Origin of the sequence: Blautia sp. HCP28S3_G10, assembly GCF_052065235.1 — a bacterium.
Taxonomy (GTDB): domain Bacteria; phylum Bacillota; class Clostridia; order Lachnospirales; family Lachnospiraceae; genus Blautia_A.
The window spans coordinates 97,980-113,545 of the sequence record NZ_JBQHUL010000002.1 but is presented as its reverse complement, the minus strand read 5'-3'; the positions used below and the strand labels follow the sequence as shown (position 1 = coordinate 113,545).

Sequence of the window (15,566 nt, the reverse complement as noted above, 5' to 3'; positions counted from 1 at the left end):
TTCTGTCTGATTTCTCAGACACAAATTTACCGCACAAAAAACTGTTACTGCTCATACTGAACAGTAACAATTTCCTGTCTTTACGCTGAAATTATATAACATCGCTACTGTAAAAGCAATCATTTTATTCTGTACCCTGATGAAATTTACCAAGGAATTCTTTCATTCGTGCATTATCTGATGAAAATACCTCCTGTGGTGTACCTTCAACAGCAATAACACCTTTGTCCATAAAAATAACCCTGTCTGAGATATCTTTTGCAAAATTCATCTCATGTGTAACGATCACCATTGTAATATGAAGATCTGCAAGGGACTTTATGACACGAAGAACTTCTCCTGTAAGCTCCGGGTCAAGTGCAGAAGTTGGCTCATCAAAGAACAGAATCTTCGGATTCAGTGCCAGAGCCCGTGCAATGGCAACCCGCTGACACTGGCCGCCTGACAACTGATACGGATATGCATCTTCTTTATCTTCAAGCCCCATCTTTTTCAGAAGTTCTCTTGCCTCTTTGTAAACTTCATCTTTATTTCTTTTCTGTACATGAATCGGTGCATCCGTTATATTTTTCATTACGGAATAATGTGGAAACAGATTAAAATTCTGGAAAACAAGACCGAAACATGACTGAATTTCCTTCAACTGGGCTTTCTTCGGAACTGTAATCCTGCCGTTTTCCTCCCATACTGTTTTCTTTCCCATATAGCTGATCTCGCCGCCGTCGATCATCGTAAGTAATGTTGCACAGCGGAGAAGAGTTGATTTTCCGGAACCGGAAGGACCAATAATTGAAACAATCTCCCCCTCTTTTACCTGAATGGAGACATCTTTCAGAACCTGGAGTCCGTCAAATTCCTTTTTAATATGATTCATTTCAAGAAGATTTGTACTCATCTCAGTCCTCCTAGCGATAATAATCCAGTTTACGTTCAAACCATTCCATTACCCAGGCAACTACAAAGTTGAATATGTAATAAAAAACGCCTGCAATAAAGAATGGCATAACTGTTGTATTTGCTGCTGCGATCTGTTTTGCCAGTGCAAACATCTCAATGTAAGATACTGAATATACGAGAGATGTATCCTTGACAAGAGTAATAACCTCGTTTGTAACAGACGGAAGTACAATCTTGATGACCTGTGGAAGCACGATTTTGAAGAAAGTCTGCTGTCTGTTATAACCAAGAAGCTGTGCAGCCTCATACTGTCCTACCGGAATCGATTCAATACCGGAACGATAGATCTCAGCAAAATATGCGGCATAGTTCAGAGAACATCCCAGAATAATTGCGGTAAATTTATATCCGCCAATATTCATTCCCCAGAGATAAAACGGACCAAAATACCACAACAGCAGCTGAAGCATCAGCGGAGTTCCTCGCATAATAGAAATATAGGCTTTAACAATCCAGCTCAGAGGTTTAAAACGACTCTGGCGTCCAAAATAAACAATCATACCAAGAGGCAGTGAAAACAACAGGGTCAGACAGAAAATCAGAAGTGTTGACCCGAAACCTGTGGTAAGCTGTTTTAACATTACCTGAAAACTCATGAATTCCCCTCCATAAACTCAGAACAGGGATGCCCCTCCGTGAAGGTTTTGGAGCATCCCGTTTGCTTACTTTTTTTCAGTTAAAAATTATTCAGCAGCTTCTTCCTCTGTATCTGCTGTTTCTTCAGTATCATCACTCTGTGCTGCATCTTCACCATCTGCTTTCAGAGTAACCATATCTGCAATTTCATACTTCTCAGCCAGTTTCTCTACTGTACCGTCATCTGCAAGTTTCTGAAGATCTGCATTTACGATATCACAGAGTTCGTCATTACCTTTCTTGAATCCGATCGCATACTGTTCAGTATTCAGTGTTTCATCAAGAATCTTAAATCCCTCTCCTCTGGAATTAAGCTGATATTTTGCAACTCCGACATCAATTGCCAGCGCATCAAGTGCACCTGCCTGCAGTTCTGTAAATGCCGTATTATAATCAGCAAATTCATTCAGGCTTCCAAATGTATCTGCAAGTTCTTTCTGTCCGCCTTCTTCCTCACTCTGAAGAAGATCAAGTGCTGCGGAAGCAGCCTGAACACCTACAGTCTTGCCTGCTAGATCTGTAAGTTTCTCAATTCCTGAATCATCTGCTACTACGATTACCTGGCTGTTATCTACATAAGGAATAGAAAATGTATAATCATCTTCTCTTCCATTCATTGTAAATCCATTCCAGATACAGTCAATAGACCCTGAACTCAGTTCCATGTCCTTGGAATCCCAGTTGATCGGTTTCTTTTCCAGTGTCCAGCCTTCAATGTCACATACAGCCTGTGCCAGTTCAAGGTCAAATCCTGTATATTCTCCATCTTCATCCATATATCCATAAGGAGGATACTCAGCATCAAAACCAACAACCAGTGTTTTATCATCTACGCCTGCCTGTACACTTACTGCAGACATCATTCCCATTGTCATTACTGATGCAAGTACTACTGCCAATACTTTTTTCTTCATCATTCGGTCTCCTCTTATCTTTTGTATTTTATCACGTAGTCACTCTACCACATGAAAGTGTGTTTATCGTAACATAGGGTTGAATACTTGTCAAGAAAAAACTGTTATGTTATCTGATAATTTCATTGTCCACCAGCTTTTACTTCATTCCACTGATGGCTTGGATTATCTGATTTATCATCACGCTTCAAACTCTGCTGTTACGTAATAGCCCTGTGGTGTGTGCTCAATGTTTGTTACGATGCCTTCTTTTGCTTTTATTCTGTCGGCATTTTTGTAGCATCCGGACATTGCCACTGCTGGTTCTATAATGTAGCTGTAATTCATATAAGACTGGAATTCGGAGATTTTTACTTTGTCACCGATATTCACAAGCCCCGGACGCTCCATCTTGAATCTTTCCTGGCGCATAAGTGCTTCCTCCCCTCCGGTTATTGGCCTTATGTTATTTTTTATATATTTTATGTTTTATTTTAGTCTCTCTGGATTTTGCCTTTTTTGTATTTTGTCTGAATCAGCCATTTCTGATCTATGACTTTTACTTCTTCACCAAAACGGATATGAAGCGTTACTGATCCCGGCTGCTGTTCAATTTTAACTATGGTACCCTCTCCGAATTTCGGATGATCCACATTCTCTCCGGTTTCGTATTTCACGATCACATTCTGTGTTCTTTTGTATTCCTGCTCTCTTCTGTGCTGGTCACGTATGGTAACTGTTTTGTCATGAATCGGGTTTTTGAGAACTTTATCATAATTATGATTCATAAGCGCCTCACCCGCTTTGTAATAAGGTGTCGGTGCAGCTCCTACCAGCGAACAGCAGTATTTCCATGCGCTTCCGTGTATTCCGGGCTGCCACTGGCACAGTTTCGGGATCGTCATGTTGTACTGCATATAATGGGCATATTCATGTTTATAAAGATCCAGCCTGTCCTCTTTGCTGAGAGGATTTTTTACTGCATATCCTATAAAAAGCAGTGAAAAATGGAAATGTTCCCTCTGTCCATGGCCGTTCTGATTATAAGCTCCCAGGGAATCTGTCTCAAATCCAAATGTTATCGGGATATTTGCTCCACGAAGATGAAATTTCTTATCCAGTTCTCTGTACAGTGCACGGATCTGCGCCGTGAGAATCGGTGTTTCTTTCTGAAGAGTCATGTGAAGCCCCTCATAGGCACTGTGGTTGGACTGCACTTTCTGTGAATGATAATTGCTGTAGTTTTGCATTGTTATCTATATAATTTTCCTTTGTTTATGTTTTTATGATATTGTAGAGCATCTTTATGCGAAAATCAATTAAGAAAGTAATTTGGACAGACATTCATACAACAAGGTTAGTGACGCCGGTTAAGACATTCATAGCAATGGTTCCGGGCAACGTTACGGTCCCTGCTCGATCGTTGTCTCGCCTATTTGCTGTCAGTCGGGCAGAACTCACACCTGCGGTGTTCAAACATTGCCTTTTATGACAGCAGCGGACTCCGATCTCACGACGGCCCCTCACTTAACTGCCCGGAACCATTGCTATGAAGTCTTCCCGGCTGTCTACTGACAAGTACTGCACAGCTAACTCGGGGTGAAAGAGCTTTTTGTATAATAAAAAAATTGCCAGAAAATGAATGCTATGTGCTGTACAGCTGACGCATATTCATCAATAACGGACTTCAGCTGAGCAAATAAGAACAACAGCTATCCTGATGCTGCAAAGATTCCGTGAATGAGATGCAGGCCAGCTGCTGCCACCGAGGGCAATGTCTGAGCGAAGCGAGTTCTGCCCGAATGGCAGCAAATCAGCGCATGCATCGAATCAGGAATCTGCTGCTGGCATCGTGGAGAGCTGTTTTCTATATTTGCATCAGCGTGACACCGGTATTCCATTTTTCCCATACAGAGAACCTGCCACTGGCAGCTTCTCCTGCATACTTTGGCATACAAAAAGCCCCCTTTCGGGGGCCCCGCTTTATTCATATTGATTTGATCTCCAGATCACACTTACAAGCCTTGCAATACATGCTTTCAGATCATTAAGCTTCAGCGTACCTTCCGCCAGTTCTCTCTTAAGATTCTCATGATCTCCCTCACATCCCGGCATAACCAGGTCATTTCCGGCTCTCATACAGCCTGCCGCAGTACAGCTGTCATCCACTTCCGTAGTCGTCCAGTCTGTCATGATCATTCCACGGAATCCCCATTCATTTCTTGCGATTTCCGTACAGAGATCATAATTATTCGCAGCATGAACACCATTGATCAGATTATAACTGGTCATAATAGACAGTGGCTGACTTTCTTTAACAGCAATCTCAAATCCCTTCAGATAAATTTCTCTTAAAGTTCTCTCTGAAACCACACTGTCAGATCCCATTCTGTTATCTTCCTGATTGTTGCATGCAAAATGCTTGATGGTAGTTCCACAGCCATAATTAGACTGCACACCATTTGTCATGGCTGCTGCAATTGTGCCTGCCACATAAGGATCCTCTGAATAATATTCAAAGTTTCTTCCACAGAGAGGATTTCTGTGAATGTTCATTCCCGGTGCCAGCCACAGAGTCACACCGAAATAATCCATTTCTGTACTGATCATGGCGCCCACTTCCTGTATCAGCTTCTGGTCCCACGTCTGCGCAAGAAGAGTTCCAACCGGAATCGCTGTACAATAACCTTCCTTCAGATCATCCGTGATATTGAATTAAATCAGGCCTGTCGGGCCCTGCGTGAAACCATTCTCAGCAATACCGCTATCTGTGAGCTGGTAGGCTATGACAGTCCGGAGCATTTTATGCGCACCTTTAAGAAAGCATATGGTATGACACCTGGTGAGTATCGTAAAAGGTATAAATAATCTTCAAGAATGTCATTCGTATTATAGCCTGTGTTATGCTTCAGCCAGTTCTCTCATAAGTTCCGGTACTGTAGTCATTTCTTTTATTCGTCCTACATTTGCACCGCAGAAGATCAGACCGTTCTGTACATCTCCTCTTACTGCGTCGATCAATGCTTTTGTGATACAGTAAGGAACTTCTTTCGGATTGCATTTATGAAGGCAGTTGTAGCACTTCTTTACCGGCTGCCTCCCTTTTTCCACTGCACGGATAAAATCATTTTCAAGTGCCCGTCCGGGCATTCCGACAGGGCTCTGAATGATGCGGATATCTTTTTCTTCTGCCTTAATATATGCCTGTTTATAAGCAACTGATGCATCGCATTCTTCTGTTGCCACAAAGCGGCTCGCAATCTGTACTCCATCTGCCCCAAGTTCTATAGCATGATCTATATCAGCTCTGTCAAAAATCCCGCCGGCAACGATCACCGGGATTTTTTTCTGAAATTTATCTTCATATTCTTTTTTACATTCTATAATGTTTCTGATTTCTTCATCGTAATTCAGATGTTCTATATCAGCCAGCTGTTCTCTGGAGAAGCCCAGGTGTCCTCCTGCTTTTGGCCCTTCGATTACTATAAAATCAGCTGTCCGGTTGTAACGATGTGCCCACATCTTCAGAATCAGTCTGGCTGCGCGCATAGAGGATACGATCGGTGCAATTTTGGTTCCACTTTCTTCTGGTACCATTGCCGGCAGTTCCATTGGCAGTCCCGCTCCGCTGATAATGGCATCTGCTCCTGCTTTTACAGATTCTTTTACATGTTCTTCGTAGTGTTTCAGGGCTACCATAATGTTTACTGCAATGAGTCCGCTGCCCTGGGCAATGTCTTTTGCTTTTCTGATGTGTTTCTGAATCGCATTTCGATTACATGCTGCCTGGTCTTTTTCGAAGCCTTCTTCGTCATATCCAATCTGTGCTGTGGATATAACGCCAACTCCTCCTTCTTTTGCAACAGCTCCTGCAAGGGAACTTCTGCTGATGCCAACGCCCATACCTCCCTGGATGATTGGAAGTGTGGCGATTTTTTCTCCTATTTTAAGTTGTTTCAGTCTGCTGGTGTATTTGAATGGTTTTGTATTCACTGTAGATACCTCACTTTTTATCCTCGTTGTTTATTTTGATTATCAAAGTATCTACAGTGTATACCTGTTTGGTGTTCATGTCAATGTTTTATTGTTATTATTGCTTTGAGATATAGTTTTAATTACCGCATATATATCGATTAATTCTGTTCCTGTTAACAATTCTGTCCGTATTCACGTTTATATTTTGTATTCACGCTGCAAGATACAAAGAAACAGTGTCCTGACACGCTGTGTTTCCTGTTCGTCCCGGGCGCTTATTTGCTGTCATTCGGGCAGAACTCGCCTTACGGCTCAGACATTGCCCTCGGTGACAGCAGCTGGCCCAGTCCTCACAACGGAATACGCGCTAACGTCAGGACACCTGTTTTTTGTTCTTTGCAGCTGTATACTGCCAAATGCCACTGTTTCTAACGGCTGAAATCATGAAACTGGCTGTTCAGCCATTCACTGATACTATTTCTGCTATCTGGGGCACAATATTGACTGCTCAGCCATTCTTCTGCACCATTTCTACTGCCTGGGGCATATTTTCTCTGGTTCAGCCACCTGCATATTTTGATTCTACTGTTCTGAATTCACAGCAGCAGGATTCATAAACAGAATTCCCTGATGGTCAGTGGAGCGGCCGTCGCGAAGTCCCATGCAAGCTGCTGCTACCGAGGGCAATGTCTGAGCGAAGCGAGTTCTGCCCGAATAGCAGCAAATAAGCGCATGTACTGAGCAGGACGCGCAACGTGTCAGGGAATCTGTTATATGATATCCTGCTGCGTGAGCATTCAAATAAATCTAAAAATCCGAACAGCAAAAAACCTGCCCCATTACAGGACAGGCCTTTATATACAAACCAATATTAATCCAACGTATTCATCACGATGTTACCGCTTACTGTTCACCCCGCCACAGCAATAATCACTTCCCATATTCCTCACGCACAAATTTCTCCAGTACCGGAATAGACCTTTCCACCTTCTCCGTATCAATACAATACGCCATGCGGAAATAACCCGGACAGCAGAAATTATCTGCCGGAACAAGAATCAGATCATACTTCTTCGCTTTCATACAGAATGCATTTGCATCTTCCTCCAGAGCTTTCGGGAAAATATAAAAAGTGCCCTGCGGCTTCACAACCTCAAACCCAAGTCTGGTCAACGCATCATAAAGAAGATTACGGTTCTTCTCATAAACACTCATATCACTTGTCTGATCAATCACCTTTGCCACAGCCTGCTGGATCGTAGAAGACGGACAGTTATGCCCAATACCACGGCTGATCTGTCCACAGATAACAGCAATGATATCTGCATCCGTACAGCGTGGATTAGCTGCCACATAGCCGATACGTTCTCCCGGAAGACTTAAGCTCTTTGAGAAAGAATAGCAGGAAAGAGTATTATCATAAAATTTACTTACGTATGGGCATGTCTTACCATCAAAAACAATCTCTCTGTACGGTTCATCACTGATAATAAAAATATCATGCCCGTATTCTTTCTGTTTGGTACTAAGAATCTCAGCCAGCTTCTTGATCGTGTTCTCACTGTAAACAGCACCTGACGGGTTATTTGGAGAATTGATAAGAACCGCTGCCACATTCGGATTCATCATTTTTTCAAATTCATCAAAATCAATCTGAAAGGCAGTTGTATCTGCTTTGACCACCTTAAGAACTGCTCCCGTTGTATTTACATAAGGAAAATACTCCGGAAAACACGGCGCAAAAGTCAGGATCTCATCTCCCGGTTTTGTCACACAGCGAATTGCATGGGCAAGGGCACCTGCTGCGCCTGAAGCCATAAAAATATGCTTTGTCTCATAATCCATGCCAAATCTCCGGTTAAGACTGTCTGCCACGATTCCTCTTACCTCTGTATTTCCAAGAGACGGGCTGTATCCATGAAGTGCCATTGGATCTTCTTTTTCATGAAGTTCGATCACTGCTTTTGTGTAATCAGACGTACATGGCACACTTGGATTTCCCAGGCTGTAATCAAATACATTTTCATATCCGATTTCCTGACCTCTTGCCGTCGCATATTCACTTAATTCTCTGATGATGGATTTCCCCTGAAGCATTGCTTTATATGTTTCATTGATCATTTCTCTGCCTTCTCTCTGCATAAATTCCTGTCACTGTCAGTCAGACAACCTGCCTGATTCAAGAATGCCTCTGCATTCTTGCTGCGAGATGTGCGTCATATTATCTCCAGAAGCATTCTCACTTCACAGCAACAGCGTCTTAAACTGAATTATAACAGGAAATCTCCCAAAAGTCTCTCTATTTAGCAAAAAATATATTTTTCACTTCCGGTTATTTTTCCAAAACAATACCTTCGCCTCTGCGTTTACGAAGCCACATAAAGGCAATCACACAGATAACCACCGAAGTAAGCGATCCTGTTGCAGTGGCAATTCCCATCGGGAACAAAGTCGTTGGAAACAGTTTCGATGCCAGATAGACTCCCGGGACTCTCACAAGACAGATTGCAATAATATTATGGATAAAAGAGAGTTCTGATCTTCCACATGCACAGAAATATCCACTGAAGCTGAAATGTATTCCTGCAAAAATACAATCCCAGATATAGCCTCTAATATACTGTCCTCCAAGCACTTTCACAATACTGTCTGTTGTAAAAAAACTAACTACAGGTTCCGCAATAAACTGTATCGCAACTGATACGATCAGTCCAAAACCTGCTGCAATAAAGATTGCATATTTAAGTGTTTCATCTGCCCTTTTCTGCTTTCCGGCCCCAATATTCTGTGCTCCAAGTGCGGATACCGCAGACAACATGGAGGACGGTACAAGGAACAGAAAACTGATGATTTTTTCCACAATCCCAACTGCCGCAGCATCGTTAAGCCCTCTTTTATTTGCAATGATCGTAATAATAATAAAAGCAATCTGGATAAAACCATCCTGAAGTGCGATCGGAACACCAATTCTCACAATTTTTCCTGTAACCTGTTTTATCGGCCGGAAATCTTTTCCGGAGACAGAAATTCCATTTCTGCTTTTCAGTATGGCGATCAGCGCAATAATAACACTCACCATCTGGGCAAGTGTGGTACCAAGAGCTGCTCCTGCTGCTCCCATATGGAGTGCCCCGATAAAAATATAATCCAGCACAATGTTTGCCGCACAGGCTACTGCAATAAAATACATCGGACTTCTGGAATCTCCCATTCCCCTGAATATCGAACTTATCACATTATACGCTGTGATCATCGGAATTCCAATAAAGCAGATTTTCAGATAAGAGATTGTTCCTGCCACAGCTTCTCCCGGCGTGGACATCACTGCAACAACCGGTTTTACAAAGAAAAGCAGAACAAGCATAAGCACTACGGATACACCCAGAAATAACACAACTGTGTTTCCAACAGCCTGAGATGCCCTCTTTTTCTCTCCTGCGCCCACTGCCTGCGCAATACTGACCGTAGTACCCATTGCAAGTCCCACGATCATAACCGTCAGCATATGCATAACCTGGCTTCCTACAGACACCGCCGTAGTACCTGCCACGCCCTCAAACTGGCCTATGATAAAAAGATCCGCCATTCCATAAAGGGTCTGCAGAAAATATGATAAAAGATACGGCAGTGAAAAATATGCAATGTTTTTCAGCACACTGCCTGATGTAAGATTTTTTTCCATATAAAATATACTCCTCTCTGCTCTCTGTAATCTTTTTGTATTATAAACTCTACAACTGTTATAAAGTCAAGAAAAGATATCATGCACTCCATAAGTTCTGTTTTTGGTAATACCAGTTTGAGATTTAATGTTAAAATATTATCACTTTTTGAAAATTTCATTGTTTTTTTATTGCTTTTATCATCGAATTATGTATAATAAACGATATGGGAAACGGTTTATTATCGTTCCTGATTGGATATAGTAACACCCGCATCTGCGGGAACTATCGTACTATAAAAGAAGAGAGGTAAATGTAAGATGGCAAAAATCGATTTAACTAAGTACGGCATCACCGGAACTACTGAAGTTGTATGTAACCCTTCTTATGAACTGTTATTCGAGGAAGAAACCAAAGCTGGTCTTGAAGGTTTCGAAGTTGGTCAGAACACAGAGCTTGGTGCTGTTAACGTAATGACAGGTATTTACACTGGACGTTCCCCAAAAGATAAATACATCGTTATGGATGAAAACTCCAAAGACACTGTTTGGTGGACAACAGACGAATACAAAAACGACAACCATCCGGCTACTCAGGAAGCATGGGAAGCATGCAAGGAAATTGCCAAGAAAGAACTTTCCAATAAGAAACTTTTTGTAGTTGATGCTTTCTGCGGTGCAAACAAAGACACTCGCATGGCTATCCGTTTCATCGTTGAAGTTGCATGGCAGGCACATTTCGTAACAAACATGTTCATCCAGCCTACAGCTGAAGAACTGGAAACATTTGAGCCAGACTTCGTTGTATACAACGCTTCCAAAGCAAAAGTAGAAAATTACAAAGAATTAGGCCTGAACTCTGAGACAGCTGTAATGTTCAACATCACATCTAAAGAGCAGGTTATCATCAATACATGGTACGGCGGAGAAATGAAAAAAGGTATGTTCTCCATGATGAACTACTTCCTTCCACTGAAAGGCATTGCTTCCATGCACTGCTCCGCAAACACAGATATGAACGGTGAAAACACAGCTATCTTCTTCGGTCTTTCCGGAACAGGTAAAACAACTCTTTCCACAGACCCGAAACGTCTCCTGATCGGTGATGACGAACATGGCTGGGATGACAACGGCGTATTCAACTTCGAAGGTGGATGCTACGCTAAAGTTATCAACCTTGACAAAGATTCCGAGCCGGACATCTACAATGCAATCAGACGTGATGCTCTTCTTGAGAACGTTACTGTTGACAAAGATGGAAAGATCGACTTCAATGATAAGAGCGTAACAGAAAACACTCGTGTTTCCTATCCAATCAACCACATCGAAAAAATTGTTCGTCCTGTATCTTCCGCACCGGCTGCTAAGAACGTAATCTTCCTGTCTGCAGATGCATTCGGAGTACTTCCTCCGGTATCTATTCTGACAGAAGAGCAGACACAGTACTACTTCCTGTCTGGATTCACAGCTAAACTTGCTGGTACAGAGCGTGGTATTACAGAGCCTACTCCTACTTTCTCAGCTTGCTTCGGCCAGGCTTTCCTGGAACTGCATCCTACAAAATATGCAGAAGAACTTGTTAAGAGAATGGAAAAGAGCGGAGCAAAAGCTTATCTTGTTAACACAGGATGGAATGGAACCGGAAAACGTATCTCCATCAAAGATACTCGTGGTATCATCGACGGAATCCTGAACGGAGATATCCTGAAAGCTCCTACAAAAACAATTCCTTACTTCAACTTCGAAGTTCCTACAGAACTTACAGGTGTTGATACAGGAATCCTTGATCCTCGTGACACTTATGCAGATGCTTCCGAATGGGAAACAAAAGCAAAAGATCTTGCTCAGAGATTCATCAAGAACTTTGCTAAATACGAAGGAAATGCTGCTGGTAAGGCACTTGTTGCTGCTGGTCCGCAGTTATAATCTTCTTCACACAAGCAAAAAGGAATGGCCGGTTGGTCATTCCTTTTTTTTATATTTTGTGCTAAGATAAAAGATACAACAAGAAAAAAATGGAGGTATTCTTTGATGAAAACACTGAAAAAATTCATCAGCTACTATAGTCCGTATAAAGCGGTCTTTCTTATTGACCTCATCTGTGCTGCCATCATAAGTCTCGTTGATCTGGCCTATCCACAAATGCTGCGTTCTTTTACTAAAACTCTCTTTACAAAGGACAGCTCTGTTATACTTCACGCACTCCCATGGATCGCTTCCGGTCTTTTTGTCATGTATATTGTTCAGAGTCTCTGTAAATATTATGTAACCTGTCAGGGCCACATGATGGGCGCCAGAATGGAACGCGATATGCGTCAGAAGCTGTTTGACCACTACCAGGAACTCTCTTTTTCTTATTACAGTCAGAACAACTCCGGCCAGATGATGAGCAAACTTGTCAGCGATCTTTTTGACATCTCAGAATTTGCACACCATGGCCCAGAAAACCTTTTTATTTCTCTGGTAAAGATCATCGGCGCTTTTATTTTCCTGTTTCTCATTAACAGAAAACTTGCTCTTCCACTTGCTATTCTTGTCGTCATCATGTTTATTTTTTCCTTCCGTCAGAATGCCAAAATGCAGGAAACTTTTATGGAAAACAGGCGCAAGATCGGTGATGTAAACGCAAGTTTACAGGATACACTTTCCGGCATCCGTGTTGTACAGTCTTTCGCAAATGAAGATATCGAACATCAGAAATTCTGCCACAGCAATGAGGCTTTTCTTGTTTCCAAAAGTGACAACTATCACTGCATGGGAAGTTTTATGAGTTCCAATCTTTTCTTTCAGGGAATGATGTATCTGGTAACACTTGTCTATGGTGGCTATCTGATCGCACAGGGTGAAATGCAGACAGCTGATCTTGCCATGTATGCACTTTATATCGGTATTTTTATCAGTCCTATCCAGATTCTTGTAGAACTGGTCGAAATGATGCAGAAAGGCCTCTCAGGATTCCGTCGTTTCCTGGATGTTATGGAAACAGAATCTGAGATAACCGATGCGCCTGATGCTGTCCCGCTAAATAATGTAAAAGGACATGTTTCCTATAACAACGTTTCTTTCCACTACAGTGATGACGAAACGCCAGTTCTTACAAACGTGTCAATTGATATCCCTGCTGGCAGATCAGTTGCTCTTGTCGGACCTTCCGGAAGCGGAAAAACCACCATCTGCTCCCTTCTGCCCCGTTTCTATGACGTGACTGGCGGAAATATCACCATTGATGGCCAAGATATCCGTAACCTCACCCTGAAAAGTCTCCGCAAGCAGATTGGTATGGTTCAGCAGGATGTCTATCTCTTTGACGGATCGATCAAGGACAATATTTCTTATGGAAAGCCGGATGCTTCTGATGAAGAAATTATCGCTGCTGCAAAACGCGCCAATATCCACGACTTTATCATGGAACTTCCTGATCAGTATAATACTTACGTTGGTGAGCGTGGTACCCGTCTCTCAGGAGGACAGAAACAGCGAATTTCCATTGCGAGGGTATTCCTTAAAAATCCTCCAATCCTGATTCTCGATGAGGCAACCAGTGCATTGGATAATGAAAGCGAACGATGGATTCAGAAAAGCCTTGAGGAACTTTCAAGAAACCGCACAACCATTACCATTGCACACCGTCTTTCAACAATCCGAAATGCCGACGAGATCATTGTCATCACCGAAAATGGCATCGCAGAACGTGGTACGCACGAGGAATTACTTTCCAGAAATGGAATTTATGCCCGCTATTATAATATGTAAACTTTTTATCAAAAAATCTCCTTTACGGAAGCATAACACTTTCGGAAAGGAGATCTTTTATATTATTCAAAAAGTTTTTTTACCATTTCTCTGTCAAACGTCACAGAGGAAACATGGTTTACTTCAATCTGATATAGTGCATTTGCCGCAATATGTTCTGCTGCCTGCTCCAGATCACGGATTCCTGTTGTATCTGCAAACTGTTCGATCACAGCCTCCAGGCCATCCGGTGCAACCACACATTCTTCTTCTTTAAGGCTCATTCTCTTAAGGACTTTCGGAAGTGCAAATTTAGAGAAGATGACTTTTTTCTCTTCTTCCGTATAATCAGGCAGTTCAATAACTGCGAAACGTGACATCAGCGGTGCGCTGATCTGATCTTTGTCATTAGCAGTTGCAATTGGGTAAACACCTACCGTAGGAACCATACATTCCATATAGTTGTCTGTAAATCCAAGGTTATCAAGAAGCGTCAGCAGCACATCTGCAGGATTACCGTTACCTTTGCCTGCCGTTGCCTTGTCCAGCTCATTGATGATAAAGACCAGATTGGACTCTCCTGCCATAGAAAAGGCGTCCATAATAATTCCCGGTTTTGCATTTGCGTAGATACGGGAACTTCCTGTCAGCTGCTCCGGATCGTTAATAGAGCTCATATCAAGAGTCGTCCACGGCAGTTTCAGAATACGTGCCACTGCATAAGCAATCTGGGATTTTCCGGTTCCTGCAGGTCCTACAAGGAGAAGACCATATGCAGGAAGTGTATGCGTACGGTTAATCTGAATGATCGTCTCAATAATTCTCTGTTTGACTTTTTCCATTCCATAAAGCTCTTCATCAAGAATACGACGTGCCTCTACAGGGTCAATAGACTCAAAATAATTATTCTTCCACTGAATGTTCATCATAATTGATAATGCTCTCTGTGCATGACGTCTCTCCTCCTGTGAAACCTCATGAGAACGTGCAACTGCAAGGTTTCGTCTTGCCCAGAGCCGGATATTATCAGGCATTGTTCTGCCTGCGCATGTCATAAAGTCTGTGATGCTCTGAATGCTGGTAAGCTTCATGTCATCGCCGTCTTCACTTTCGTCCTCATCTTCCGGAAGCTCTGCCGGCGCACTGCTTGCAAGAAGGCGTTCGATCATAAACTGGAGAAATCCGTCTTCTGCTGATAATTTTGTTCCACCCCCAAAAGCGGTCTCTCTTATTTTGTATACTGCATATCCTTCATCGCTGTTCTGTCCGGAAAGGCGGACACTGATATGATTTTCACCCAGCCATTTTACAAGGCTTACAAATCTTGAATCAATTTTCAGGATATCTGCCGGAAATACTCCGTCCTCTTCTTTAAACTCAAAGGATGACTTCTGATTGGGATTGCTAAAAACACCACAGGAATGGTGCTGCCAGCTGCGGCTCTTATTTTCCAGAATCAGGATCGGTTTTTCCGGAGATGGTTTTGTTTCATTTGACTGAAATGTAGTATAGGTACATTCCGGATCTTTTTTTTCGGTTGTTGTATTACTGAAATCAAATACTGGCATAGTTGATACTCCTTCACAATTAACAAGTTACTTCAGGCAGTAACATTAACACTAGTTTACCATGGTTTTTGCTCTTCAACAACCTGAATTCTTTCAAAAGAATACAAAAAAATACAATTTTTCTGTTGTTTTAACCTTTCTACA

The 15,566-nt window shown here is 42.2% G+C and carries 12 protein-coding genes and 1 pseudogene; 3 read left to right on the top strand and 10 right to left on the bottom strand.

The genetic code is table 11. The annotated features are described in order from the left end of the window. Nucleotides 1-124 precede the first annotated feature (124 nt). The 6 genes and pseudogenes from ACTNB8_RS01730 to ACTNB8_RS01705 all read right to left on the bottom strand — a co-directional run. Complete coding sequence (locus ACTNB8_RS01730) at nucleotides 125-895, bottom strand: amino acid ABC transporter ATP-binding protein (protein ID WP_441051772.1); 771 nt, start codon at nucleotides 893-895, stop codon at nucleotides 125-127. Nucleotides 896-905: 10 nt separating this feature from the next. Then, on the bottom strand, nucleotides 906-1,553 hold the full coding sequence (locus ACTNB8_RS01725) for an amino acid ABC transporter permease (protein WP_296157932.1): 648 nt from the start codon (nucleotides 1,551-1,553) through the stop codon (nucleotides 906-908). An 87-nt stretch (nucleotides 1,554-1,640) separates the two neighbouring features. Beyond that, the gene (locus ACTNB8_RS01720) at nucleotides 1,641-2,462 is read right to left on the bottom strand and encodes an amino acid ABC transporter substrate-binding protein (protein WP_441051937.1); all 822 of its coding nucleotides are present in this window, start codon (nucleotides 2,460-2,462) and stop codon (nucleotides 1,641-1,643) included. A gap of 225 nt (nucleotides 2,463-2,687) precedes the next feature. Continuing rightward, complete coding sequence (locus ACTNB8_RS01715) at nucleotides 2,688-2,918, bottom strand: hypothetical protein (RefSeq protein ID WP_441051768.1); 231 nt, start codon at nucleotides 2,916-2,918, stop codon at nucleotides 2,688-2,690. 62 nt (nucleotides 2,919-2,980) lie between these two features. Beyond that, on the bottom strand, nucleotides 2,981-3,667 hold the full coding sequence (locus ACTNB8_RS01710; protein ID WP_441051767.1) for a hypothetical protein: 687 nt from the start codon (nucleotides 3,665-3,667) through the stop codon (nucleotides 2,981-2,983). 802 nt (nucleotides 3,668-4,469) lie between these two features. Beyond that, nucleotides 4,470-5,171 (bottom strand): annotated as a pseudogene (locus ACTNB8_RS01705) (glycoside hydrolase family 3 protein); the annotation flags it as partial. On the opposite strand from ACTNB8_RS01705, the gene ACTNB8_RS01700 reads away from it, so the two are divergent. Next, nucleotides 5,073-5,354, top strand: a complete 282-nt coding sequence (locus tag ACTNB8_RS01700; RefSeq protein WP_441051936.1) for a helix-turn-helix transcriptional regulator — start codon at nucleotides 5,073-5,075, stop codon at nucleotides 5,352-5,354. The pseudogene ACTNB8_RS01705 and the gene ACTNB8_RS01700 sit on opposite strands and share 99 nt — an antisense overlap. A 33-nt stretch (nucleotides 5,355-5,387) precedes the next feature. Here the strand turns inward: ACTNB8_RS01700 and ACTNB8_RS01695 are convergent, their stop codons facing one another. The 3 genes from ACTNB8_RS01695 to ACTNB8_RS01685 all read right to left on the bottom strand — a co-directional run bounded on the left by ACTNB8_RS01695 (nucleotide 5,388) and on the right by ACTNB8_RS01685 (nucleotide 10,143). Further along, nucleotides 5,388-6,446: an NAD(P)H-dependent flavin oxidoreductase gene (locus tag ACTNB8_RS01695; RefSeq protein WP_441051935.1), complete on the bottom strand. Its 1,059-nt coding sequence runs from the start codon at nucleotides 6,444-6,446 to the stop codon at nucleotides 5,388-5,390. A 945-nt stretch (nucleotides 6,447-7,391) separates the two neighbouring features. Further along, entirely contained in the window at nucleotides 7,392-8,582 is a 1,191-nt protein-coding gene (locus ACTNB8_RS01690; protein ID WP_441051765.1) for a pyridoxal phosphate-dependent aminotransferase, read from the bottom strand. 211 nt (nucleotides 8,583-8,793) lie between these two features. Further along, a complete protein-coding gene (locus ACTNB8_RS01685) occupies nucleotides 8,794-10,143 on the bottom strand; it encodes an MATE family efflux transporter (protein ID WP_441051763.1) in 1,350 nt (449 codons plus the stop codon). 300 nt (nucleotides 10,144-10,443) lie between these two features. Here ACTNB8_RS01685 and pckA point away from each other — a divergent pair, with 300 nt between their 5' ends. Beyond that, complete coding sequence (pckA, locus tag ACTNB8_RS01680; RefSeq protein WP_441051762.1) at nucleotides 10,444-12,048, top strand: phosphoenolpyruvate carboxykinase (ATP); 1,605 nt, start codon at nucleotides 10,444-10,446, stop codon at nucleotides 12,046-12,048. A gap of 105 nt (nucleotides 12,049-12,153) precedes the next feature. Beyond that, the gene (locus ACTNB8_RS01675) at nucleotides 12,154-13,875 is read left to right on the top strand and encodes an ABC transporter ATP-binding protein (RefSeq protein WP_441051760.1); all 1,722 of its coding nucleotides are present in this window, start codon (nucleotides 12,154-12,156) and stop codon (nucleotides 13,873-13,875) included. Between the two features lie 62 nt (nucleotides 13,876-13,937). On the opposite strand, the gene ACTNB8_RS01670 is transcribed toward ACTNB8_RS01675, so the two are convergent. Beyond that, the gene (locus tag ACTNB8_RS01670; RefSeq protein ID WP_441051758.1) at nucleotides 13,938-15,422 is read right to left on the bottom strand and encodes an AAA family ATPase; all 1,485 of its coding nucleotides are present in this window, start codon (nucleotides 15,420-15,422) and stop codon (nucleotides 13,938-13,940) included. Between the last annotated feature and the right edge of the window lie 144 nt (nucleotides 15,423-15,566).

What these genes read in the sequence shown, in the direction of transcription:
- ACTNB8_RS01730 (WP_441051772.1), bottom strand. Translation starts at nt 895, where the DNA reads ATGAGTACAAATCTTCTTGAAATGAATCATATTAAAAAGGAATTTGAC.
- ACTNB8_RS01725 (WP_296157932.1), bottom strand. Translation starts at nt 1,553, where the DNA reads ATGAGTTTTCAGGTAATGTTAAAACAGCTTACCACAGGTTTCGGGTCA.
- ACTNB8_RS01720 (WP_441051937.1), bottom strand. Translation starts at nt 2,462, where the DNA reads ATGGGAATGATGTCTGCAGTAAGTGTACAGGCAGGCGTAGATGATAAA.
- ACTNB8_RS01715 (WP_441051768.1), bottom strand. Translation starts at nt 2,918, where the DNA reads ATGCGCCAGGAAAGATTCAAGATGGAGCGTCCGGGGCTTGTGAATATC.
- ACTNB8_RS01710 (WP_441051767.1), bottom strand. Translation starts at nt 3,667, where the DNA reads ATGACTCTTCAGAAAGAAACACCGATTCTCACGGCGCAGATCCGTGCA.
- ACTNB8_RS01690 (WP_441051765.1), bottom strand. Translation starts at nt 8,582, where the DNA reads ATGATCAATGAAACATATAAAGCAATGCTTCAGGGGAAATCCATCATC.
- ACTNB8_RS01685 (WP_441051763.1), bottom strand. Translation starts at nt 10,143, where the DNA reads ATGGAAAAAAATCTTACATCAGGCAGTGTGCTGAAAAACATTGCATAT.
- pckA (WP_441051762.1), top strand. Translation starts at nt 10,444, where the DNA reads ATGGCAAAAATCGATTTAACTAAGTACGGCATCACCGGAACTACTGAA.
- ACTNB8_RS01675 (WP_441051760.1), top strand. Translation starts at nt 12,154, where the DNA reads ATGAAAACACTGAAAAAATTCATCAGCTACTATAGTCCGTATAAAGCG.
- ACTNB8_RS01670 (WP_441051758.1), bottom strand. Translation starts at nt 15,422, where the DNA reads ATGCCAGTATTTGATTTCAGTAATACAACAACCGAAAAAAAAGATCCG.